The following is a 23,473-nucleotide window of genomic DNA, read 5'->3' on the forward strand; positions in this document are numbered from 1 at the left end:
ACAGTCCGACTAGGGACCAGCCACACCGGTCGTCAAGTGATCGCGCAGCAACCGCTGGTAGAGACCTTCTTGCGACGACAACACCTCGTGTACCCCGCTCTGCACCACCCGGCAGTCGTCCACAACCAAGATCTGGTCGGCCCGCGCAACGCTGTCCAAGTCGTGGGCAACCAACACCACGCTACCGGTACGAGCCAACCGGAAGGCGGCTTCGGTCACGAGCCGACGGTTCTCGGGATCCAGCGCCGACGTTGCCTCGTCCATCAGCGTGAGCGGGGCGATCTTCAACAGCGCCCGGGCTATGCAGATCCGTTGCCGCTGGCCGCCGGACAGTCGGCTCCCACCAGGACCGGCCGAGGTGTCCAGGCCCTCAGGTAGTTCATCGATCATCTGGGTCAGCCCGGCCGCCGAGACGGCTTCGGCAACCTCCTGAGGGCTCGCCTCGGGCCGCCCGGCACGGATGTTCTCACCGATGCTGGTATCGAGCAGATAGTCGTCCTGCAGGACCGTGGCGATCTGGGCGTACAACTCCTCCGGCGACATTGAACGTAGGTCTGTGCCGTTCAGAGTCACTGAGCCCGCGGTGGGGTCCCAGAACCGCGCCAGCATCCGGATCAGGGTGGTCTTGCCGGCGCCGGAGGGCCCGACCAGCGCGGTCAGCCCGACCGTGGGCAGTTCGAAGGAGATCCCGTCGAGCACCCGAGTGTCGTCATAGGAGAAGGACACCCGATCCACCGCGACTAGACCACGGTGATCAGTAGGCGCAGCCTCCCGGACGGGCAGGGGCGCCGTGGTCATGATCTGGCTCAGGCGGTTCAACGCGCCCTGTTGCATCCGAAGCCCGGAGACGAGTTCGGCGCCGGTGGCCGCGATGGTGCTGACGCGGACCAGGACCACCACAACACCTACGAAGGTCGTCACGATCATGGACCCCCCGGACATCCAGGCCACCCCGAGCCCGATGAGGGCAGCCAACAGGGCGTTGAGGGTGACGCTGAAGAGCAGCAGCCCGGGGATCACGGTGCCGGCCGAACGCCGAGATCTGTCGTGCACCTCCTTCAGGGCCAGGCGTAGGTCGCGGGAGTCGCCGGAGCTGCCGTCGGTGCGGATCAGGTGCTGACGGGTGGCGTACTCCTGCAGGCGGCTCGTGGCCTCGGTGCTGGCCTCGTGCCGACGTGCGTCCACCTGAACGGCCAGTCGGCTGCTGTAGCCACTGACCAGCCAGCTGATCACGCCGGCGATCAGCACGGCCAGGGTGTAGCGCCAGTCCAGCACGATCAGCGTCAGGGCTGCCGCGACTGGGGTCACAACGGCGGTAAGGGCCGGGCGTAGCAGCAGCGCCGGGTAGGACATCAACCCGGTGACGCCCGAGGTGGCTGTTGTGACCGCCTCGGCCTGGCGGGTGGGGGTGAACCAACCCAGCGGAAGGTGCCCTAACTGATCGCCCAGCTGCACATGCAGGGCACGCGCGCTCTGGCTGCCGACCCGGAACGCCGTCATCTGGGCGATCCACTGGACCACCAGGAACGCCAGCAAGGCCACGCTCAGGGCAACGGCAGGAACGAGGGCGGCACGGCCGGGATCCAGCAGCGCCGCAACCAGCAGGCCGGTCAGTCCCAGAACCACGCCGTGCAGGGCGGCCCCGGCGGACAACCAGGCGGTCAGCGTGGTGAGATCACGGCGCTCGGCCGGAGGCAGGACGCGAAGAAGTTGACGCAGCATCAGATTCGGCTCTCCGTGATCGTGGTCTGGTCCTGCAGCAGGGCCCGGTAGGCGGAACTGGTGGACACCAGGTGCTCGTGCGTGCCCTGTCCGGCCAGGCGCCCGTTCTCCAGCACCAAGATCAGATCGGCCTCACGGACCAGAGGTAACTGGTGGGTGATTAGCAGCACCGTGCGCTCGCGGGCCTGCACCTGCAGGGTCTGGATGAGCCGCCTACGGCTGTGGGCATCGACGGCGGACAATGACTCGTCCAGCACCAGCAGTCCGGGCCTGCGCAGGAACGCCCGGGCCAGGCAGATGCGCTGACGCTGACCACCAGAGAAGTCCGTGTCCTGCCCCACGACCGTCTCGTAGCCTCGGGGGGCCGCCGAGATCTCCTCGTGAATCAGGGCCTCGCGCGCGGCCGCGACCACGTCCTCGAAGGGGATGTCCCGGCCACCGGTCAGGTTCTCCAGGAGGGAGGCGCGGCGCAGGGAGGTGTCCTGGAAGACGAAGCCGACCTGCTCGTACAGATGGTCCTCCGGCACCTCGCGTAGCGGGATCCCGCCCAGCGTCACGCGTCCTTCGCTCGGATCGGTGAATCGGGCCAGAAGCGATGCAATGGTGCTCTTTCCGCTGCCCGAGGCTCCGACCAGCGCCACTAGGCCCCGGCCGGGAAGCTCCAAACTGACGTCGTCGAGGGCGGTCGACGAATTGTCGTAGTGGTGGGTGACATGCTCCAGGCGAACGCTTCCAGTTGCCGGGCGATCACCCCACGCCAGGTGCTCCTGGCCAAGGAACGCGTTGATGGATGCGACCGCCGCCAGCCCGGACCGCACGGCCTGCAGCCGGGGGCCCACGACGGCCACGGGCGCACCAATCGTCGGGCCGAGCAGGACCCCGGCCACCAGGCCGCCGCTGTCCACCCAACCCAGTTCCAGGCCGCCCCAGCCCAGTAGCGCGAAAGCGGCGGCAGTCAGGCCTGAGGCAACCACCAGTCCAGACGCCGTGGTGTTCGTGGACGTTTTTCGCACCCACCCGTAGAAGAAGTCGTGGAACCCGTGGACGGCCGACAGGTAGCGGGTGTGCGCTCCCCCGACGCCGCCGTAGACCTTGGCCGTGGGCAGTCCGTGCACGTAATCGACCACGGCCGTGCCCAGCACCTGCTGTGTACGGCCCATCTCGGCGAAACCTCCGCCAGAGGCGTTCAGCGCCCGCAGATACCAGGTCAGTCCGAGTGCCAGCGGGATCAACGCGGCCAGCGCCAGTTTCCACTCGATCACCGCCAGGGCCACGAGTCCGGCCAGGGGGGTGATGATCAGACCGGTGACATCAAGAAGGGTGTGCCCGACCAGATAATGAAGGGCTCCGGTGTCGTCCTGGACCGCCTTCTTGATCCGCGCTGCTCCGCTGCCGGTCACCAGAGGCAGAGGCACTCTGCGGACGGTTTCGGCCAGGCGCGTCTGCAGTTGCCACGTCAGGTCGGCGTCGGCGCGGTGGGTGATCCAGGTGGCCGCCGAGGACAGTAGCGCCGCTCCGAGGGTACCGGCGACCGCGGCGACCACCAGAACCGTTCCCGGCAATGGGTCTTCGCTGAGGGATGACTCGGTGAACCGAATCAGGACCAGGAGTGGCACCAGCACCAGGACGGCGGCCAGGGCCTGCAGGAGTACCGCAACCACGAGCGCAGCACGCACCGGCCGCAGCAGATTGAGGGAAGTCATCATTCCAGTCGGCCTTCGTTGATGGTGAGTACCCGCCCGGCGCGGACGGCGACGCGGTCGGTATGGGTGATGAGGACGATCGGGGTGCCCTGTTGGCGGCACTGTTCGGCCAGGGCGTCCAGGACCTGTTCGGTGGTGGCCTCATCGAGCGCAGAGGTGGTTTCGTCGCAGATGAGGACGTGCGGGGCGGCTGCAACGGCGCGGGCCAGGGCCAGGCGGTGGCGCTGGCCACCACTCAGCCGGTCCGGGGCGCGATCCAGAAGGTCGGCGCTCAGACCGAAGCCGTTCATGAGTTGCCCGATGTCGGTGCTTGCCGGGCGCCCGGCCCGCTGGGCGGAGGTGAGGGCTCGGTGCAGGGTGCGGCGAACCGTCTCGTGCGGGTTGAGCGCCGCGCGGGCGTCCTGGCCGACGTAGGCGATGAAGGGCTGTCGTTTGCGGACGCGGGTGGCGGCGTCCCAGTCGAGCGGGCCTTCGTTGACGGTCAGGGTGCCGGAGGTGGGTGGGGCCAGACCGCTGAGGGCGCGGGCCAGCGAGGTCTTGCCGCTGCCGGAGATCCCTCGGATGGCCAGAATCTGGCCGCTCTCGACGTCGAGATCGATCTCATGCAGCACCCGCCGGCCACCGCGCTCGATGCTGACCTTGCGGGCCTTCAGCATCGGGACAGTGCTGGCGTCCGTCGGTTTGGCGACTGGAAGGGTGGGACGTTGCGGTGCCGCAGCTTGCCAGCGACCGGACCGCAGGTGCAGGACGCGATCGGCGGCGTCGGCGACCAGGTCCTGGTCGTGGGTGATCACCAGGACGGCCGGTGCCCAGGGCAGGGCGGTGAACGCCTGGTGGACCCGGGCCGCGGTGGCGGGGTCCAGGCCGCTGGTCGGCTCGTCCAGAATCAGTAGGTCCGGCCGGGTGACGAAGGTCCAGGCCAGAAGAGCCCTTTGAGCCTGACCTCCGGACAGTGCGGCGGGGTGACGCCTGAGCAGGTGCGGCTCGAGGGTGGCCGCGTGGGTCGCGGCGCGTAGGTGCTCCTCGCGCTCACGGCGGCCCTGCGCCGGGCGGGCGATGCGCGCGGCGGTGTGCAGCTGTGCCCCGATCCGCCGACGAGGGTCCAGGGCACTGGAGGGATCCTGCGGCAGGTAGCCGATCAATCTGCCGCGTAGGGCTTTACGTCCGGCGTCGGTGAACGGATCGTACCCACGCACGTCGATGGTCCCGCCCGAACGCATCAGTCCGGAGCCGAGGTGCCCGAGCAGGGCGAGGGCCAGGGTGGACTTGCCGACGCCGGATCCCCCGACCAGGGCAGTGACGGATCCCGGGCGCAGGTCTAGGTCGATGCCGTCCAGAACGCGGGTGCCATCGGGGGCGGTCACCGTCAGGCCGGTGATGGTCGCGGTGCTGATTCGGGCGGTGGTCAGGGTCATGTGAGTGCTCCGGCCTCTTCCATCCCTCCGGCACGGCGTCCCGCCGCCCGGTCCAGCACGAGGGTCACTCCGACGGCGAGCACGATCAGGAGAGCGGCGGGAACGATGACGGGTAGCGGGTTCATCGTCAGGCCGGTGCTGTTCTCGCGGACCATGCGCCCCCAGTTGGCCGCCGGAGCACCGGCGCCCAACCCGAGGAAGCCCGCGGTGGCTGCCAGTTGCGTCGCGGCGACGAAGCGGATGCCGGTCTCGGCTAGGGCGACGGGCGCCAGGCCGGGCAGGATGTCGTAGTGGATGCGTGCGGGCAGGCTTTCGCCCCGGGCCAGGGCGTCGCGCACGTAATCGGTGGCCGCCAGTGCTGCGGTGCGCTCATGGATGACGCGCACCGAGAACGGGATGCTGACCAGGGCGATAGCCAGGGCCACGGCGGCGTCGCTGCCGGTGACGCCGGAGGCCAGCAGGAGCAACAGCAGCAGGGCGGGGATGGCGGCGAAGGCATCCACCACGCGCAGCAGGGCCTGCCCGGTGCGGCGGTGCCGGGTCACGGCGGTGGCGATGCCGAGCATCAGGCCGAAGACGCTGCCCAGCAGGGTCGCGGTGATTGCCTGCAGCACGAGGGAGCGGCCCCCGGTCAGGACCCGGGCCAGGACGTCGCGGCCCAGAACATCGGTACCCAGTAGGTTTTCGCCGCCGGCACTCAGGTACGGGACAGCGACCGGGGTGGAGATGCTGCCTCTCACCAGCCAGGGGCCGATCAGGGCCAGGAGCAGGACAGCCAGGGTCGAGGTACCGGCCACGATCCGGCGCCGCCCGCTCACGAGGCCTCTTTCCCACGGTTGAGGAGCCGGACGGCGAGGTCACCGGCCAGCAGGATGAGCAGGGTGGCGGCGCCCAGGGTCAGGCTCAGTCCCTGCACCGCCGGGACGTCCCGGGTCGCGACGGCCCGGGCGAGTTCGTAACCCAGGCCGGGCACGTTGAACAGGGTTTCCACGACGATGCCGCCGCCCAGCAGCCCGGCGGTCATGATGGTGAAGGCGTGCACGGCCGGGCCTGCGGCATTGGTGACGATGGTCCGCACGTAGCGCGCACCGCGAACGCCGTTGAGGCGGGCGAACTCGGCGTAGGGCGTACTGGTGGTCTGGGTGACCGATGCACGCAGCAGGCGCATGGTCGAGCCGAAGCCCCCGAGGGCCAGGGCCAGGGCGGGCAGGGCGATCAGGTCCGGGTGCTGCCACAGCGACTGCCCCAGGGGGACGATCGCCACCGCCGGCAGCACCGGCCACCACAGGGTGAACACCAGCAGTAGAGCCGTGGCGATGAGGAAGTCCGGTGTGCCGACGAGCGCGAGCGTGGAGCCTGTGAGCCACCGGTCCAAGCGGCTTCCGGCGCGAAGACCAGCCCAGATGCCCAGCCCACCGGCGAACAGCAGGATCAGCACGGCGGCGGGAATCACCACGGCCAGGCTCGCACCCGCCCGCTCGGTCAGGATTTCACCGACGTCCCGGTTGGAGACCATCGACGTGCCGAGGTCGCCCCGCAGGACGGCTCCGGCCCACTTCAGGAACCGTTCCGGAGCAGGGCGGTCGAGTCCCAGGGACACCCGCACCGCCGCCCGTTCCGCGTCGGTGGCTTCTGGGCCCGAAACCGCGCCCACCGCGTCACCGGGCAACACCTCGGTGGCCCAGAAGACCAGGACGGAAAGCACGGTGAGGCTCACCGCGAGCATGGCGACCCTCACCGCGATCCAGGGCAGCAGCCTCATTCGGAGACGGTTGCCTGGGCCAGGTCGGGGAACTGCAGTTCACGCACACCGCTGACGCCTTCACGGGCGGCACTGATGCTGGGCACGAAAACCGCGCCGATCTGGCTGCCTTCCTTCCACAGCAGCTTCTGAGCCTCGTGAGAGGCCGTCAGCCGGTCCTCTTTGGAGGGTGCGCTGCGCGCGGTGGCGACCAGGGCGTCCACCTCCGGGAAAGTGCCGGGGGTGTAGTTGGGCTCGAACGTGGCCGGCGGGTTGTAACCGGCCTTGAAGGGCAGTTTCTGGTAGGCGGGGTAGTCGGTGAAGAGCTGGCCGGCCGGCAGTTCGTTCAGCGTGGCCTTGACGCCGATGGCCTTGAGATCCTCCACGATCAGGGTGGCGGTCTCCAGCATGCCGGGCATCTCCGGCCCGGCGGTCAGTTCGACTTCCATGCCCTCAGCCCCGGCTTCGGCCAGCAGCTGCTGGGCCTTCCGCGGGTCGTGGGCGCGCTGCTCCAGCTCGGTATCGTAGGTGGGAAAGCCCATCCCGGGGACGTCGTTGCCCACGAAGGCCCGCCCGAAGTAGACGTTCTTGACGATCCGGTCGCGGTCGACCGCCAGCTTGAACGCTTCCCGGACCCGCTCGTCGTCGAACGGCTTGGTCTGGGGGTTCATGCCGAACTGCAGGTAGGAGGCGTAAGGCAGCTCACTGCTGGTGACACTCACCCCGTCGGCACCCTCGAGGGTCTGCGCCTGGGCGGGAGCGATGCCGCTGATGTAGTCGACCTGGCCCTGTTGCAGGGCATTCACCCGGGCCGTGGGGTCGGCGATAGAGACCAGCTCGATCGCGTCCAGGGTGGGGGCCTGACCGTAGTAGGAGTCGCTGCGGGCCAGGGTGGTGGACCGCCCGGCCTCGAAGCCGGTGATCCGGAACGGGCCGGAAGACGGGGTCTCGGGCGTGAACTCCTTCGTGCCGTCCTTGATCGCCAGCATGCTCTGGCAGATCAGATCACGCCCGTCGGCGATCGGCGCGAGGGTCGGCAGCACCACGGTGGACGCGTCTGGTGCGCTCGCCTTTTTCAGGTCGAATCCGCGCGAGACCAGCTGAGTGAACGGCAGTCCCTGTAACAGGGTCGGCGCCTGCAGGGAGTACAGCACGTCCTTGCTGGTGAGGTCGGAGCCGTCGCTGAACTTCACGCCGCTGCGCACCTTCAGCGTGTACTCGCCGAGATCGTCGGAGACGTCGATCGACTCCAGAACGCGGTAGGAGACGCCGTCCTCGGCCTGCGGGTCCAGCTCGCACAAGGGCGCGTGCACCAGCTTGGCGCGCACGTAGTCCAGCGCCGTGGGCCCCTGCAGGTAGTTCAGCGTCTCGGACGCCCCACCGGCGAACGCCGCTCGCAGCGTGCCACCAGTAGCAGCCGCCTTCTCACCGCTGCCGGCGTTGTCCGCGCTGTCCGCCTCGGACCCACCTCCGCACCCCGCAACCAGCGCAACGGTCAGTGCCGCAGCAACGCCGGCGCCTAGTCTGCGGCTTCTCGTGGCCATCATCCGACCCTTTCGGTTCATCACTTCCAGCCCAGCGACCGCCGGGCGTTTACTATGTATACCACGGTAATGAGAACGATTATCAAGTGTTCCAGGCGTTACGATCAGGCGGGTGGCAACCCTCACCCAGGACGCGATCGTGCAGGCAGCGCTGGACATCAGCCGTACCCAGGGCCTGCCTGCCGTGACCATGCGAGCGGTCGGCGCCCACTTCGGGGTCACCCCCATGGCGCTCTACCGGCACATCACCGACCGCCCCACCCTGGCCCGCCTGGTGGCCGACAGCATCGGCACCCTCGTGCAGCCGGACGCCCCCGCTACGGCTGCCTGGGAGGCACGGGTGCGCGCCTGGGCCCTGGCCCAGCGCTCGGTCCTGCGTGCACACCCCGGCACCGCCGCCTGGCTGATCGAGAACGGCCCTTCCGGCCCGCACGCCTACCGGCTGCTGGAATACCTGGCCTGCGCCTTGGCCGACGCGGGCCTGAGCGACGCGCGGATCGCCCGGGGCACGGCCCTGGTGATGAGCTGGACGTTCAGCCGGATCAGCATCGAGGACGGCGCCGAGCTGGCGGCCCGGCGCCCCCGCCGCTCACAGGCATTCGTCGAAGGGCTGCATGCGGTGGACGCCTCCACCCACCCGATCGCTACCAGGATCGGCCCGGAGTTCTTCGCCCTCTCCGGCGAGGTGGTCTTCGAGACCGGGCTGGACTGGATCATCGCCGGCCTCGCGGCCGAGGCGTCCGGCTGAGAACCAGATGGGGGACGACGGCGCCCAGCTTCTCGCACGTCTCCTCCAGTTCCCGTTCGGGCCGGGAAGCAGCCACCACGCCCGCCCCCGCCCGCAACCACGACCTGCCTCCGTGCGTGAACACGCTGCGCAGGACCAGTGCCGCATCCAGCGCTCCGGTGTGGTCGGCCACGACCACGGCACCTGAGTACAGGCCGCGAGGTGTCCTCTCCAGGCGGTTGATGGCCTCGAAGGCCTGAGCCTTGGGTATGCCCGAGGCGGTGACCGCGGGGAAGAAGGCCCCGAACGCGTCCCAGGCGCCCAGCCCCGGCCGGAGTCTGCCCTTCACGCGCGAAGCCAGGTGCTGCACCGCGCCGCGGGGCAGCACCTGCATGAACTCGCTGACGTGGACGCTGCCTTCCTGGCAGATCGTCTCGGCCTCCTGCACGGCCAGGCGGACGCTGGTGGCGTGCTCGGCGATCTCCTTCAGGTCCGAGAGCAGTTCAGCCCGGTTGGCCGCGTCCCTCGCCTGCCCCAGCCCCAGGGCCCGGGTGCCGGCCAGAGGCTGGGTGCTGACGCTGCCCTCGGCCGCGACCTCGACCACCGTCTCGGGGCTGAAACCGGTGGCCTGCCAACCTCCCAGGTTCAGATGGAACGAGCGGGCCGCGGGGACGGCGGCACGACCGTGGCGGAAGGTAGCCACCAGGTCGGGGTTCTCCCGCAGCACGACCTCTCGCGAGAGGATCACTTTGTCCAGATCCGTGTCCTGGATGTCTTGGACGGCCCGCGCCACCGCCGCACGATATGCGGCTGCGCCCGCGAGCAGATCCGGCGAATCTGCGGCCGTGTCCGCCTGACCGCCCCCGCCCGCTCCCTCGGCTACGAGTTCGGTCTGCGGAACCACGAGATACAGCAGCGGTTCCTCGCCACTCACTCCGGTCGCAACCCCGGCCCGGTGCAACGCCAGCTCGAACCGGGCCCAGCCGAACACTCGCCACCCCGGGTAAGGGCACGCCCGCAGCACCCTGGCCAGATCGGACATTTGCGGCCGGATGACCGGGGCCGACCACGACGAGGTGAGAAGCTCGGCCGAAAAGCTCAGCTCGGCACGAATACCGACGGCGTGTCGGGTGACCTGGCCGTGCTGGTAGACCACCAGCGGCCCCCCGTCGGCTAATTCCACCGCAGCGTCGAGCACCTCGTCCGCCGGGGTGTGGCCGAGCGACGGCGCGGTCAGAGTGTTAGACATGAACGTCCTTCCTGGGATGATGCAGCACCGCCACCTCGGGCATTCCCGAGCCGGTGCGAGCGCCGAGCGTTTCCACATGCATGCCGGACTCGCGGACCAGTTCCTCAACCCCTACGGCGTGCCAGACGTAGCCGCCGCGCACCTCGCGGGTGACCCGGCCTCTGTCGTCCCGGACAATCCAGCGGGAACTGAACCGCATCGTTCCTTCGTCCATCGGTGTGCCGCCGACCCACCACTCGTAGGCCAGATCGCCCACGCGCGAACGCAGTTGGCAGGCTTCAGATAGCGGCCGGGTACTGCGCACGCCCATCAGCTCCACCACGACGACCCCACCGGGCATCAGCCGCTCACGCAACCGGCTCCACAGGCGGGTTCGCCCCGAAGCGTCCAGGTGCCCGGCCACGCCGAAAACCACGGCTGCCCGGATCTGCTCGGGCAGGGCCAGATCGGGTGCGGCATCGGTGGAGACTGTGACGCGTGAACCCAGGGGCCCGGCCAGGCGGGAGGTGAGTACGGCCCTCATCCCCGGTGCCGGTTCGACCGCCAGGATGTCTGCGTCAGTCACAGTTTCGGCGATGATCTCGGTGATCCGGCCGGTGCCGGAACCGATCTCCACCGCCGTTCCGCCTTCTGCGGTGAGGCCGGCCAGGGCTTCTCGCAGCAGGGGGCCACTGCGCTGGGCCTGCTGCTCGGCCACGAGCTCGTAGAACTCGGCCATGTCCCCGTAGGCCGAGACGTCTTCGTTCAGAGAGGTCATGGCGTGTCCGGCCAGGTACGGCTGGCTCCGACCAGGGCAGGGTCCAGCACGGAGAGCACATCCGCCACGACCTCACGGCGGTGCGGGACGAGGTAGAAGTGATCGCCCGGCAGCATCCGGGTGGTCACAGCTGCCGTGGTGAAGCGGGACCAGCCAAAGGCGCCGTCCTCGCTGGGGCCGTTCAGCTCCGGGTCCTGGCGACCGCCCAGAACCCGCACCGGGCAGCCGACCCGCGCATCGGCCACCGGACGGTACGTCTCCACCAGCCGGTAGTCCTCGCGCACCGTGCCCAGGATGGCCGAGCGCAGCATCTCGTCCTCCAGGACCTCCTTCGGGGTGCCACCGAGGCGTTCCAGTTCGGCCTTCAGGCCCTCCTCGCCGGCGCTGTGTACCGTGCCCCCCAGTCCACGATCAGGCGAGCGACGTCCCGACACGTGCAGAGACAGCGGCACTGGGGCGCCCAGATGCTGCAACTGACGCACGGTTTCGTAGGCCACGATGGTTCCCATGCTGTGGCCGAAGGCGATCCACGGCCGGTCCAGCAGCGGAAGCAGCGCCTCGGCCAGGTCTTGGCCCATCTCCGCGAGGCCGGGGGCCGCCGGTTCGGCGAACCTGTCCTCGCGGCCCGGGTAGCAGGCCGCCAGCAGCTCCACCGAGTCCGGCAGCAGCGCGTCCCAGGGCCGGAACGACGACGGCCCGCCACCGGCGTGGGGGAAGCAGACCAGCCGCACCGACGTGCCCGGTCTGGGGTTGAAGGAGCGCAGCCAAGGGCTCACCAGGTCACCCGCAGCGAGTCCAGGCCGTAGGTGGCGGAGTCGGGCTTGACGTCCAGCGGTGCCTGCGGGTGGGCCTCGCGCAGTGCGGGCATGCGGCCGAACAAGGCCGCGAGGGCCTCGTGCAGCTCGACTCGGGCCAGGTTTTGGCCCAGGCACTGGTGGATGCCGTGCCCGAAGGCCAGGTGGTGCTTCTGGGGGCGCTCGGGGTCCACCCGCTCGGGGTCGGGGAACTCGTTCGGGTCGTGGTTGGCGGCAGCCAGCAGGGCGATGATTCCCTCGCCCTCGGGGATGGTTCCGCTGGGCAGGTCGACGGCCGACTTGGCCACCCGCAGGGGGATGGTGTCGGCCACCGAGAGCACCCGCAGCAGCTCCTCGATCACCGTTGCCCACAGCCGGGGGTCGGCTAGGACCCGGTCGCGCAGCTCGGGGTTGCGGGTCAGATACAGGGCGCCCAGCGTGATCATGCTGGTGGTGGTCTCGCGGCCGGCGACGATGGTGATGCCGACGGTGGACAGCAGTTCCTGGCGGGTGATGAGCTCGGGCATCAGGTACCGCTGCACCAGCGCCGAGAGCAGATCCTCACCGGGCTTTTCGATCCGCTCGTTCACCATGGCGTTGAGGACGCCGAACAACCGTCCCAGCGCGGCGTTCACTTCCTCGGCGGTGCTGTCGCGACCGCCCGAGACGCGGGTGACGTCGCGGAAGAACTCCACATCCTCGGCGGGGGCGCCGAACAGTTCCAGGACGGTGGTGGTGGACAGCACGTTGGCGTAGTCGCGCACCAGGTCGGCGGGGGCGCCGGTCTGCAGCATCCGGTCCAGCTGGCGTTCGGCCGTGGCCCGGATCCTCGGGCGCAGAGCCTCGGTGCGGCGCATGGTGAACTCGGCCACCAGCATCCGGCGGATCTTGGTGTGCTCGGGCGGGTCGGTCCTGATGAACGGGCGGGCCCTCGCGGCTGCCTCCTGCTCCCCGGCGCCCATCGCGGGGAAGGCAGGGATACGTATGTCCGAGCTGACCGCCGGGTTGGCCAGGGCCGCCCGAACATCGGCGTAACGAGTCACCAGGTGCGGAGTCTTGCCGGTGGGAATGCGTACCTGCGGCAGCGGGTCGTCCTCGCGCATCTGGCGGTAGTGCGCCGGCGGCGCGAAGGGCTGCTCCCGGGCGAACGGGAAATCTTTCAGGTCCGCCCCGGAGAACGGGCAGCGGGCAGCGTTCTCTTCGGCAGCGGGGGCGGTGGTGGGTTCGGGCGTGGTGGTCATGGCTCCTCGGTACTGGTGTGGGAGTGATCAGTTCTTGAGGCGCAGGACGCCCAGAGGGACGGCGCCGTCGGCTCCGCCAGCGATCCGGACCTCGAGGCCAAGGCCCGACTCCGAGGCCACGTCCTGCAGGGTCACCGAGCGCCAGAGGTGCTGGGCGACGGCTGAGCGGTGGACCTTCCCGGCCCTCGAAACATCCCAGGTGCTGGTCATCTGGCTGCCCTCGGGGTGCGGCAGGACAGAGAGCCGCCACTGGATGTCGTCCTCACCGATGCGCGCCTGGCCCAGCTGCAGCGGCCCGAAACGCGCGTCGGGAGTCAGGGCCAGGAGTTCGACGATCAGGGGGGCGCCGGGCGTCAGCCGCTCGGACAGCCGCTGCCAGAGCACGCGCCGGGCCTCGGGGGTGAGATGGCCGGCCACACCGCAGACCAGAGCCGCACCGATCCGCTCAGGCAGCTGCAGATCCGGGGCCGCCCCGTCGGTTACCGTCACCCGGTCACGAAGCTCCGGATCGCGGACCACCTTGGAAGTCAGCACGGCACGCATGATTGGATCGGGCTCCGCTGCAACAATCTTCAGCTCGGGCAGCGCCTTGGCCACGGCGACGGTGAGCAGTCCGGTCCCGGCGCCGATCTCCACGACCGGTCCGTCCCCGGCCCTGCACCCGGCCAGAGCCTTCACCACCTCCTCGACCGCGTTGGTGCGCTGAGCGGCGATCAGGTCGTAGAACTCCGCCTCCAGCGAGTACGGGCCTGGCGTGGCCGAAGGCGGCCACTCGTCGGCCGCTTCGCCCTTAGCTCGGTCGGCGCCTCGGTCACCAGCTCGGTCAGCAGCGCGGTGGGTGGCTCGGTCAATGGCTCGGTCGGTGGTTCCGTCGACGCTTCGGTCGCTGGTTCGATCGGCGCTTTGGCCGGCGTTCTGGCCGGTGAGCTCGCGAACGGAAATGACGCTCGGGGCCGAAGCGGTGATCCTCTCCGCCGGGCCCAGCCGGCCGGTCAGGTCGTTCCAGATCCGCGCGGTGCTCAGATCCAGCTGCGCCTGCTTGAGCGGGTCAGCGCCTGTCGCGACCGCCTGCACCACAGCATCGAGCGCCGACGCCACCGCTTCGGGCCACCATTGCGCCATGGCCCCGGTCATCGACATCGGCTCGGTGCCGGGCAGCACGGTGGTGCTGGGCTGCTCCAGCCCTTCGGCACCTCTGCCCTGCAGGACGAGCCGGTCATGCTGGTCCCGGTCGGCGTGCCAGCGCGGGCTCCACAGCACGGGGCCGTGGGTGTCGGCGAGGGTAAGCACGCCCGCAGAGGTTCCCAGCGCGATGCGGTGCCAGAGCAGTGCGTGATTGTCACGGTCCAGAGGGTCGAGCTGGTTCTGCACCCTCAAGGTGATCGGCACCCCGGCGATGGTGCCGGTGATCGAGTGCAGCGGTCCCTCCCCTGTCACCTCGTCCCATCTCCAGGGCCGCACCCCGCCCAGGGCAGCGGCCAGCACGTCGATCAGCGGATGTAGCACGTGAACAGGAGCGGCTGCGTCCACGAACAGCGGTTGGCTCTGGGCGGTGAGTCGCTGGGCCGCCTCGATAAAGGCCTGCACCGGCCGCACCTGCCGGTAGTGCAGGTTCACCCGGTGCTGCACACCATGCTTGCGGGCGGTCCGCGCGCAGGCCAGAATCTCGTCCGGATGCAGCGGATGCTCTTGCAGGACGTGCATTCCGAGGGCGAGGAGCTGCTGCGCCAGCTCGGTTCCGGAACCGCCGGAGATCGCCGAACCCACCGCCACGCAGGCAATGTCGGCCGCCGACGCCACGTCGTCCAGGTCCTTGGAAAGATCGAAGTACCGGACGCCGTGGGCCAGGGCCAGCTCACGGGAGGCGACCCCGCCCTGCCCGGCCACCCCGGCGAGTTCGAAGCGATCGGGATTGGCGGTGACGGCCTGGGCGTGAATTCGCCCGAAGCCCCCTCCGACCACGACCACCCGCGCCGTCACAGTGCGCCTTCCTCATCCTCGGCGCCGCCCACGACCAGGTCGATGCGGGTCTGCGGATCGGCCGTACCCAGGTCGTTGAGGACCTTGGCCGGATCGAGAGCGCGGTCGGCGAACTGCACGCCGGATGGCACCTGCCCATCCAGGATCTGTTGCACCGCGCACGCCCCCACCGCTGCGGTGAGCCGGTAACTGTCCGGGCTGGTCACCAGCGCTGAAGTCTGCTCACCGTCGGGCTGAGTAAGGGTGAAGACCATCCGGTAGTAGGGCGCCCGGCCGGTCAGGTCCACGTCTGCGGCTCGCAGGATGCGGGCGATGAGTTCGTCCATGGGGGTGTTCCCATGTCGGGCGGCGGGCAGGGTGGCCAGTACCGAACGCACGGCCGGACCCGGGTGCACGTGCCACGCCCGCAGGCTGTGCAGACCCAGGTCGCGGGCGACCCGTTCGGACTCCAGGCTCAAGAAGGGCTGCGCGCTGACGGCGCCGGGGAAGCCGGCGACCTCCACGTCGTCGGCCGGGGCCAGAGCTCGCGATCGTTTGGCCCCCTCGTGCCAGGCTGCCCCAGCCTCACCGAAGAGGTTGGCGGCACCGGCGGAGACTCCCAGGGACAACACCAGATCGGCGGCGACGGTGCGGGTGGCCCGCTCCAGGCCGCCGGTATGGACGACCAGGCTCGCTCCCCCTCCTGCGTGGCTCCCGGCGGGCCCAACGGCCGCAGGCCTCCCATCCGGCCCAAACCCCCAAGGGCTCTCGCCCGGCCCGAGGGCGTGAGCCGCAGCGGTCCCGTTCGGGGCCACAACAACGCGCGCCGGCGCCGCCGCACGTCCATGGCTGTCGTGCTCTCGCTGAACCAGAAGCCGTGGCAGGAGCCCGGAGAGCCCGGGCATCGTGCCCGCCGACAACACGACCGGGCTCGCGGCATCGCCCAGGGCGGTGAGGGCTTCGTAGACCGGCTGCTCCCCGGTCACCAGCACACACGGCACCTTCTCGGCCAGCGCGGCCACCGGTACCGCCTCGCCCAGCTCGTAGCTGGGTCCGGTGCAGTCCAGGACCACGGCACAGCCGCGCACGAACGCCCGCACCGCGGCCGCGTCCGTCACATCGACGGCTACCAGCTCAGCCGAGTTGGCCTTCACAGCACGCAGACGCTCGAGGTGGCGCGCTCCCAGCCGTAGCGGCCCCAGGCCGAGCTGCTGCAGCGCGGAGATTGCGGCCGCGCCCACCGCACCCGAGGCGCCCAGCACTCCGATCGGGCTCATCGCAGCACCGCCCCATCGGTGATGTCCACCAGGGTGTCCAGCAGTCCGGCGGCATGTTCCACGTCGATGCAGGTGAAGTGGTCCCCCGGCACATCCACGATGTCAAGGTCGCCCAGACACAACTGCGACCAGTGCTGAGTCACCGCGTCGCGGCTCCCCGGGAAGGGGTAGGCGCCGCTGTGCCGCAGGAACGTGATGTCCCCGGCGTAGGGCTCGGGTTGGTAGCGGGTAATCGCAAAAACGCTCTGCCGGAATGTTTCCCGCAGCCGGTCCATGTGCTCGGGCTCGTACATCCCGGCGGTGGCCGGGACTAGCTCGCACAGCCGCTCCACCCGGCGGGCCCGGGGCAGGGCGGCCAGTTGCGTGAACCGCTCACGGACGTCGGCGAAGTCCTCCCCCAGGCGGGTGAACGCCCCGCTCTCGATCACGCCGCCACCCGCCTGCAGGGCGGCGTCCGCCGCGGCGGCCACCCGTAGTTCGTCGGCCGGAAAGCCCAGAGCCTGCGGGTCGATGCCCATCATGATCGCGAAGGAGTACTCACTCAGCAGTTCGTCGTCCAGGCGGAAACGAGGGCTGTGACTGCTGATCGCGGTGAACGTAGCCACGTCCACCCCAGCCTCGGACAGTCCGCGGGCGATCTCGGTGGCGATCAGACCACCCAGGCAGTAGCCGACCACGTGCACCGGGCGCTTCGGCGTCTGCGCCAGAGGTAGCAGTTCCCTGACATAGCGGGCCGAGACCTGCTCGATCAGCCCTTCCGGATCGGCCTGCAGGAAGTCCGGCAGGTGCGGGACCTCGACACCGACCACGTGTCCGGTCCCGGCCGAGCGTCGGCGGATCTCGGTGATCAGCGCCCGGTAGGGCATGACCGTTCCGGTGCCGGCGTGCACCAGCACCGTCAGCGGGCCGTCTCCACCCGGGTCGCCGTGCAGCGGGACCACCGCGTTGGTCCGCTTGGCCTGCGTCTCCTCGACAGCGGTGGTGCCTCCCGAGAGCCCGCGCAGGTAGGCGGCCAGCGCGGCCACCGTCGGGCGGCGCAGCATTTCGCGCAGCACTACTTCCCATTCGGCGGTGACGACTCCTGGCACCCGCTCGCGCAGCAGGGCCACCAAGCGGGCGACCAGCAGCGAATCTCCACCCAGGGCGAAGAAGTCGTCTTCGCGCCCGACCTTCTCCACTCCCAGCAGTTCGGCCCACAGCTGGGCCAGTTGCTCTTCCAGCGCTCCCTGAGGACTGCCTCCGGCGCTGGCCTGAACGGCCGCGCCCGAGGTCAATGCGACCGTCGCTGCCAGCGACGTGCGGTCGACCTTGCCGTTGCGGGTCAGCGGCATCTGATCGATCACGACCCAGCGGCCGGGCACCATGTAGGCGGGCAGCAGTTCCGACACCCGGCGGCTGAGTTCCTGCGGTTCGGCCACGGCCCGATTGGTCTTGGCCTGAGCCAGGATGAGCCGCTGCCCGGTGGCGGACAACGGTTCGTCCTGGCCCGGCAGGTCGCCCCGCACGAAGAACCCGGCGCCCCGCAGAGCCTGGTGCCACTGCTCTGCGCTCAGGAACGCGCGTCCGTCGATGGCCCGTACGTCGTGCACCGGTCCGGCCGCGGCCTCCAGGAACTCGGTGGAAACAAGCAGCGCCGGATCCTCGTCGTGGGTCTGCTCAATCACGGCGATCCAGCCGCCCGGGGCCAGGATCGTGTGGATGTTACGCAGTGCGGCGTCCACGTCGGGCAGGGCGTGCAGGTGGTTACCGGCCACCACGACGTCCACGCTGTTGGCCGCAACACCCTGGGCTGCCGGGTTTTCGCGCAGGTCCAGGCGGGCGGTGCGGAGCCAGGGGTGCTCGGGGAAGCGGTCGGCGCTCTCGGCGACGAAGAAGGCGGCCGGGTCGGTGAACAAGTAGTCGGGGCGACTGGCCGCCAGCGCGGGAACCAGCTTGGTCGTGGTGCCGGCGACACCCCCGCCGACCTCCAGCACCCGCAGGGTGCCGGAGCGGCGAAGGGCCACCTCGTTCACCGCAGCGCCCAGGGCCTCGTGCAGGTGGGCCACCGCCAGATTGTCGCGGTAGGCGCCCAGCATCAGGTCGGGGTTGGCCCCGGGGAAGAGCAGCTCACGGACGTCGGTGGAACCGTCGACCAGACCACCCAGGTTCTCGATGCATAGGGTGACGATCCGGGCCAGGTCGGCGCCCTGCTCGGAAGCGGCCTGCTGAAGGCGTGAAAGCGCCTCTGGTACGGAGGAGCTAGCCGGCGCGATGCCGGCCGACTGGTGCCAGGTGCCGTTCGGGTCGCGCCCGAGGATGCCTGCGTGGTGCAACGCAGGCAGCCAGCGGCGCACTACCGGCGCCGACGCCACCGAGGCTCCCAGTGCCGAGCAGATCTCCTCGGCCGTGCTTCCTGCGGCGGCGACCGCCGTCCGTTCGGCCAGCAACGCCGTCATGGCGGTGATGGCAGCATCGGCCAGGGCGGCGCGGAAAGCGGCGAAGGCCTGCTCATCAAAACCCTTTTGGGCAACCTGCGAGGCGAAACGGGCGTTCTCGAGGGTGTTCTGCGACTCCTCCAGCCACGGGTCCGCCGCCGTGGTCTCCAGGATCGCGGGCTCGACGACGCCCACGATGGTGCGGGCTCCCGAGGGCTCGGTGTCCACGACTGCGGCAGCGGCCCCGACCGCGGGGTTGGCCAGCATCGCGGCCTCGACCTCGGCCAGTTCGATGCGGTAACCGCGGATCTTGACCTGGTTGTCCTCGCGACCCAGGAACTCGATCTCGCCGTCAGGGCGGTAGCGGCCCAGATCGCCGGTGCGATAGAGCCGTTCACCGGTGACCGGGTGAGTGATGAATCGCTCAGCCGTCTTCTCGGCATCGCCCAGGTATCCCAGGGCCACCCCGACGCCACCGATGAACAATTCGCCCGGGCACCAGTCCGGCACCGGCTCCAGGTCGGTATTCAGCACATGGAAGGTCTGGTTGGCCAGCGGCTTTCCGTACGGGATGCTCGGCCGCTCGGGATCGACCTGATCGATGGCGTGCCAGATCGACCAGACGGCAGCCTCGGTCGCGCCGCCCATGCTGATCACCTGCAGGCCGGGCATGAGCGCGCGGGTCGCGTCGGGCAGGGTGACGGGGATCCAGTCACCGCTCAGCAGCGCCACCCGCAGCCCGGCCGGGGCACACTGCGGATCGGTGCGCAGGTAGTCGGTCAGCATCTGCAACTGGCCGGGCACCGAGTTCCAAACCGAAACACCATACGTATCAGCTAGTTCGGCCCAGTGCGAGGGGTCACCCCGGCGCTGCGGTTCGGGCAGGACCAGGGTGGCGCCCCGGGCAAGGGTGGCGAAGACGTCGAACACCGACAGGTCGAATCCCAGTCCGGCCAGGCCCAGAACGGCGTCCTGCGGGCCCAGGTGGATGCGGTCAGCCACGTCATGCAGCGTGTTCAGCGCGGCCTGATGGCTGATCATCACACCCTTGGGCACGCCGGTGGAACCGGAGGTGTAGATGACGTACGCCAGGTCAAGCGGACCCACCTTGAGCGGAGCCGGTTCACCGGCGTCCACTTCGTCCACCACCACGATACGGCGGGTGCCGCCGGGATCGGCGTGAGCGGCCAGCGCCGAAGAGGTCACGATGATGGAAACCGCGGCGCTGTCCAGAACGACGGCCCGCCGGGCCGCCGGCTGGCTGGTCTCAATCGGCAGGTAGGCGGCACCGGCCAGCAGGACGCCCAGGACCCCGACGACCTGGTCGGGACTCTTGTCCAGGTAGACCGCGACCGGTTCGCCGGCCGCCACTTCGGTGAGGACGGCAGCGACCGCGCGGGCCCGCGTCCTCAATTGGGTATACGTGAGGGCGCCGCCGGGACCGTCGATCGCGGTGGCGTCGGGGGTACGATCAGCCTGAGCGAGGAACCCGTCCTGCAGGAGGCCCTGCGGCAGCGGCGCCTTGGTGGCGTTGGCCTGGGTCCGGCGAGCCGTCTGCGACGCCGGTAGGCCCGGGAGATGCTGCTCCCAGGCCGAATCCTCCTGCGCCAGGCTGGTCACCAGATCGGCGAAGGCCCCGAAGGCGTCGTGGGCCACGCCGTCGGCCAGGACTCCCTCACGCACGTCCCAGGACAGGACGAGAGCATCTTCGCGCCGCACACTTTGGCAGTCGATCCAGACCTGGGGGGTGCGGGTGGAGACGTAGGACACGGCACCGGCCTGCCCGGGGACCGGAACCGAACTGGCCGGAAGATCCAGAGTGCTGGTGAACACCACCGGAAGCAAGGGCCTCTGACCGCTCAGCCGAGCCACCTCAGCCGCGACCTCGGTTCCGGGGAAGAGGGCGTGGTCGAGGTCCTCCATCAGACGGGCGGCCAGACGACGAGCCTGTTCGGTGAACGTGCGCGGCCGGGTGAGGTCGACCTCGAGGAGCTCGATGGTGGTGAAGTCGCCCACCAGACGCTCCACGTCCGGGTGCAGGGGCAAGCGCCCGAAGGTGGGCACGGTGAGCGTGAAGGCACGGTTACGGCTCCATCGGGCAATGGTCTGCGCATACGCCGCCAGCAGCACCGAGGAAACACTGAGGTCACGCTGGCGGGCCTGTCGCTCCAGCCTGCCGACGGTTTCGGCTGACAGTGCCCGCTCGTGGCGGACGAAACTGACGACCTTGCCCGTCGATGCCGATTTCGCCGTGTTCAAGGGCAGTTCAGGTGGCCCGGGCAGGGTCTCGGCGCGCTTGCGCCAGTAGGCCCGATCGCGCTGGTAGGCGGCGGTCTCGCTGATGGCCCGGCGGGCGGTGAGGTAATCGCGGAAGGTGATGTCCACGGCCTGCGCCGAAGGCGCCTGCGGATCGCTCAGCAGTGCGTCCGACTCGGCCAGCAACTGCTGGACACCGGCGTAGTCGGCGGCCAGCAACTCGATGCCCAGGTGCAGCACCGCGCCCTGGTCGGAGCGAGTGACGTGCAGATCGATCAGGGGCCAGCGGTCGGGCGGGGCATCGCGGTTCTCCAGGCGCTCCCGGGTGCGGATCAGCGCCTGCTCGAAGGCCACCACGGCCTGGCCCCGAACATCCTCGTAGCCCACCGGCAGATCGGGGACGTGCTCCAGCACGTGCTGAGTTCCGTCCGGATGCACCAGTGTTCGCAACGCGCCGTGACGGTGGACCAATGTCGTCCAAGCCTGCCGCACCGTCTCCGGCTCCAGGTCGGGGTACGTGACCTCGACATATGCGTGGCAGGCGACACCGCCGTACTCGTAGGCGCTGCTACGCCCGGTGAGATAGGCGGTCTGCACCTCGGTGAGAGGGAACGGCTGGTGTGCCGCCTGCGGGTCCGGCAGCGCCTGGGGCAACCCGTCGGAGGCGGCGCCCTGGCCCAGGTGCTGGACAAGAGCTTCTCGCTGCGCCTTCACCTGGTCACGAAGGTCCTGCCCAAAGACCCCTCGGGGGGCGCGAAAGCGCAGTTCACCGCTGTCTGTCCACAGTCGCACCCCGGCCTTCTCAAGGCTTCGCAGAAGATCGTCAAGCTCCACGGAGATGTTCGTCCTTTCGCACCGCGTCCGCCTCGGCCGGGGGTTGCGCCGGGCGCCTCGGACTGTCTACTAATTGAGAATGATTTTCACATTCAGGCAACCTCATGCAAGCACAGACGAGCACGATCGCGCCAGAGGGGACCGAAAGTGAACGCGGTCGCAGATGTCGCCTTGACATCCGAGTCGCCCTATGTAAAACATTGGCAAAGAGTTACTTTCGGTGGTCTCCTGAGACGCTGGGCCCGGCTTCGGCCCGACGCCGTGGCCGTGGTGGACCCGGATCGAAGGCTGACCTACCGGGACCTCGACCAGGCCGCCGACCGGGTCGCTGCGGGCTTTGCCCGGCTCGGCACGAAGAGGGGCGACCGGGTCGTGGTGCAGTTGCCCAACCGGGTCGAGTTCCTCGAGGTCTGGTTCGGGCTGCAGCGATTGGGCGCCGTGCCGGTGCACGCCATGCCAGCTCATCGGCGTGACGAGATGACCCATTTGGCAGTCACTTCGCAGGCAGTTGCCCTGGTGGTGGCCGACCGCCAAGGGCGGTTCGACCTACGCACGATGGCCGACGAGGTATGCACCGAAGTGGAGGCCAAGGGATTGCCGATGCCGCAGGTCGTGGTGGTGGGCGACCCCGGGCAAGAGCACCGGTTCGGGTTCGCAGAGCTGACCGGGTCAGCGCCCGGCAGCGCCAATTCTTCTGCTGAAGGGCACCTTGGAAAACCGGCAAGCGCGCGTCTGCTTCCCGTGACCGACGCCGACCCCGACGATCCGGACGGCCCCGCACCGGGTGACCTTGCTCTCCTACTCATCTCCGGCGGCACAACGGGGCGCCCCAAGCTCATCCCCCGCAGCCACACCGACTACGACCTCAATGCCCGCCTCGGCGTTCGCGCCGCCGGGCTGGACTCCCGTTCGGTCTATCTGGCCGTTCTCCCGGTGGGCTTCAACTTCACCCTGGCCTGCCCGGGAGTGCTGGGAACCTTGTCGGTCGGCGGCACTGTCGTGCTGGCCCCGGACCCCAGCCCGGCCACCGCTTTTGACCTGATCGCCAGCGAGAAGGTAACTCACACAGCACTGACGCCCGCCCTCGTCCCCCATTGGCTGGACGAAGCCGCCGGCCGGCCGCAAGCGCTGGAAAGCCTGCGAGTGGTTCAGGTGGGTGGGGCGCGACTGCCGGACGAACTGGCCCGGACGTTGGGGCCGGCCTTGGGGGTCATCGTGCAGCAGGTGTACGGCATGGCCGAGGGGCTGATCTGTTACACGGGACTGGACGACGATCCGAAGCTGATCGCCACCACCCAAGGCCGACCGGGCTGTGAGGACGACGAACTTCTGATCGTGCGGCCCGGAACCATCGAACCGGCTGCCGTCGGAGAACTCTTGGTGCGTGGTCCCTACACCCTGCGCGCCTACTACAACGCGCCCGGCACTGATTTCTCTTTCACCAGCGACGGTTTCTACCGCACCGGTGATGAGGTGCGCCGCTTGCCCTCCGGCCATCTCGTCGTCGTCGGGCGGGTGAAGGACCAGATCAACCGGGGTGGTGAGAAGTACGCCGCGGCCGAGGTCGAGGAGCATCTGCTGGACCTGCCCGGGGTGAGAGCCGCGGCAATCGTTGCGATATCCGATCCGGACTGGGGAGAAGCCGCGGTGGCGGTGCTGGTGCATGACGGGCCGGCCCCCACCGCCCGGGCGGTGGCCATCCACCTACGACAGCGCGGACTGGCCGCCTTCAAGGCGCCGCAACAGGTCCACAGCCTTGAGCACCTTCCTCTGACGCCTGTCGGCAAGGTCGACAAACAGGCGCTGCGGGCACTGCTGAGCCGATGAGAACCGAAGGGAA

The 23,473-nt window shown here is 69.5% G+C and carries 15 protein-coding genes and 1 pseudogene; 2 read left to right on the top strand and 14 right to left on the bottom strand.

Features of this window, described 5'->3' with window-relative positions:
• Positions 1 to 9 precede the first annotated feature (9 nt).
• From QSK05_RS28000 to QSK05_RS28025, 6 genes are read right to left on the bottom strand one after another with little or no spacing between them, the layout of a single operon-like run.
• Positions 10 to 1,722 carry an ABC transporter ATP-binding protein gene (locus tag QSK05_RS28000; RefSeq protein ID WP_285600349.1) on the bottom strand — a complete coding sequence of 571 codons (1,713 nt, stop codon included), beginning with the start codon at positions 1,720 to 1,722 and terminating at the stop codon, positions 10 to 12.
• Positions 1,722 to 3,425, bottom strand: coding sequence for an ABC transporter ATP-binding protein (locus QSK05_RS28005; RefSeq protein WP_285600350.1), 1,704 nt, complete (start codon positions 3,423 to 3,425; stop codon positions 1,722 to 1,724). The genes QSK05_RS28000 and QSK05_RS28005 overlap by 1 nt, the downstream gene beginning before the upstream one ends.
• The gene (locus QSK05_RS28010; RefSeq protein ID WP_285600351.1) at positions 3,425 to 4,840 is read right to left on the bottom strand and encodes an ABC transporter ATP-binding protein; all 1,416 of its coding nucleotides are present in this window, start codon (positions 4,838 to 4,840) and stop codon (positions 3,425 to 3,427) included. The genes QSK05_RS28005 and QSK05_RS28010 overlap by 1 nt, the downstream gene beginning before the upstream one ends.
• On the bottom strand, positions 4,837 to 5,658 hold the full coding sequence (locus QSK05_RS28015) for an ABC transporter permease (RefSeq protein ID WP_285600352.1): 822 nt from the start codon (positions 5,656 to 5,658) through the stop codon (positions 4,837 to 4,839). Before QSK05_RS28015 ends, QSK05_RS28010 begins: the two co-directional genes overlap by 4 nt.
• Positions 5,655 to 6,602 (bottom strand): ABC transporter permease, encoded by a 948-nt coding sequence (locus QSK05_RS28020; RefSeq protein WP_285600353.1) that lies wholly within the window; start codon positions 6,600 to 6,602, stop codon positions 5,655 to 5,657. The genes QSK05_RS28015 and QSK05_RS28020 overlap by 4 nt, the downstream gene beginning before the upstream one ends.
• On the bottom strand, positions 6,599 to 8,128 hold the full coding sequence (locus tag QSK05_RS28025) for an ABC transporter substrate-binding protein (protein ID WP_502879828.1): 1,530 nt from the start codon (positions 8,126 to 8,128) through the stop codon (positions 6,599 to 6,601). Before QSK05_RS28025 ends, QSK05_RS28020 begins: the two co-directional genes overlap by 4 nt.
• A 109-nt stretch (positions 8,129 to 8,237) precedes the next feature.
• Between QSK05_RS28025 and QSK05_RS28030 the strand changes: the two genes are divergently transcribed.
• Positions 8,238 to 8,873, top strand: a complete 636-nt coding sequence (locus tag QSK05_RS28030; protein ID WP_285600355.1) for a TetR/AcrR family transcriptional regulator C-terminal domain-containing protein — start codon at positions 8,238 to 8,240, stop codon at positions 8,871 to 8,873.
• On the opposite strand, the gene QSK05_RS28035 is transcribed toward QSK05_RS28030, so the two are convergent.
• From QSK05_RS28035 to QSK05_RS36690, 8 genes and pseudogenes are all read right to left on the bottom strand, one after another.
• Positions 8,839 to 10,101, bottom strand: a complete 1,263-nt coding sequence (locus QSK05_RS28035; RefSeq protein ID WP_285600356.1) for a salicylate synthase — start codon at positions 10,099 to 10,101, stop codon at positions 8,839 to 8,841. The genes QSK05_RS28030 and QSK05_RS28035 overlap by 35 nt on opposite strands.
• The gene (locus QSK05_RS28040; RefSeq protein WP_285600357.1) at positions 10,094 to 10,858 is read right to left on the bottom strand and encodes a class I SAM-dependent methyltransferase; all 765 of its coding nucleotides are present in this window, start codon (positions 10,856 to 10,858) and stop codon (positions 10,094 to 10,096) included. Before QSK05_RS28040 ends, QSK05_RS28035 begins: the two co-directional genes overlap by 8 nt.
• Positions 10,855 to 11,634: a thioesterase II family protein gene (locus QSK05_RS28045; RefSeq protein WP_285600358.1), complete on the bottom strand. Its 780-nt coding sequence runs from the start codon at positions 11,632 to 11,634 to the stop codon at positions 10,855 to 10,857. Before QSK05_RS28045 ends, QSK05_RS28040 begins: the two co-directional genes overlap by 4 nt.
• Positions 11,631 to 12,893, bottom strand: coding sequence for a cytochrome P450 (locus QSK05_RS28050; RefSeq protein WP_285600359.1), 1,263 nt, complete (start codon positions 12,891 to 12,893; stop codon positions 11,631 to 11,633). The genes QSK05_RS28045 and QSK05_RS28050 overlap by 4 nt, the downstream gene beginning before the upstream one ends.
• Before the next feature lie 27 nt (positions 12,894 to 12,920).
• Positions 12,921 to 14,873: a Gfo/Idh/MocA family oxidoreductase gene (locus tag QSK05_RS28055; RefSeq protein ID WP_285600360.1), complete on the bottom strand. Its 1,953-nt coding sequence runs from the start codon at positions 14,871 to 14,873 to the stop codon at positions 12,921 to 12,923.
• Positions 14,870 to 16,129 carry an NAD(P)H-binding protein gene (locus QSK05_RS28060; protein WP_285600361.1) on the bottom strand — a complete coding sequence of 420 codons (1,260 nt, stop codon included), beginning with the start codon at positions 16,127 to 16,129 and terminating at the stop codon, positions 14,870 to 14,872. The genes QSK05_RS28055 and QSK05_RS28060 overlap by 4 nt, the downstream gene beginning before the upstream one ends.
• The gene (locus QSK05_RS28065) at positions 16,126 to 21,513 is read right to left on the bottom strand and encodes a non-ribosomal peptide synthetase (RefSeq protein WP_285600362.1); all 5,388 of its coding nucleotides are present in this window, start codon (positions 21,511 to 21,513) and stop codon (positions 16,126 to 16,128) included. The genes QSK05_RS28060 and QSK05_RS28065 overlap by 4 nt, the downstream gene beginning before the upstream one ends.
• A gap of 18 nt (positions 21,514 to 21,531) precedes the next feature.
• Positions 21,532 to 21,633 (bottom strand): annotated as a pseudogene (locus tag QSK05_RS36690) (TubC N-terminal docking domain-related protein); the annotation flags it as partial.
• Between the two features lie 147 nt (positions 21,634 to 21,780).
• On the opposite strand from QSK05_RS36690, the gene QSK05_RS28070 reads away from it, so the two are divergent.
• Positions 21,781 to 23,460 (top strand): (2,3-dihydroxybenzoyl)adenylate synthase, encoded by a 1,680-nt coding sequence (locus tag QSK05_RS28070; protein WP_352302895.1) that lies wholly within the window; start codon positions 21,781 to 21,783, stop codon positions 23,458 to 23,460.
• Positions 23,461 to 23,473: the final 13 nt, after the last annotated feature.

This window comes from Kineosporia sp. NBRC 101731 (assembly GCF_030269305.1).
Taxonomy (GTDB): domain Bacteria; phylum Actinomycetota; class Actinomycetes; order Actinomycetales; family Kineosporiaceae; genus Kineosporia.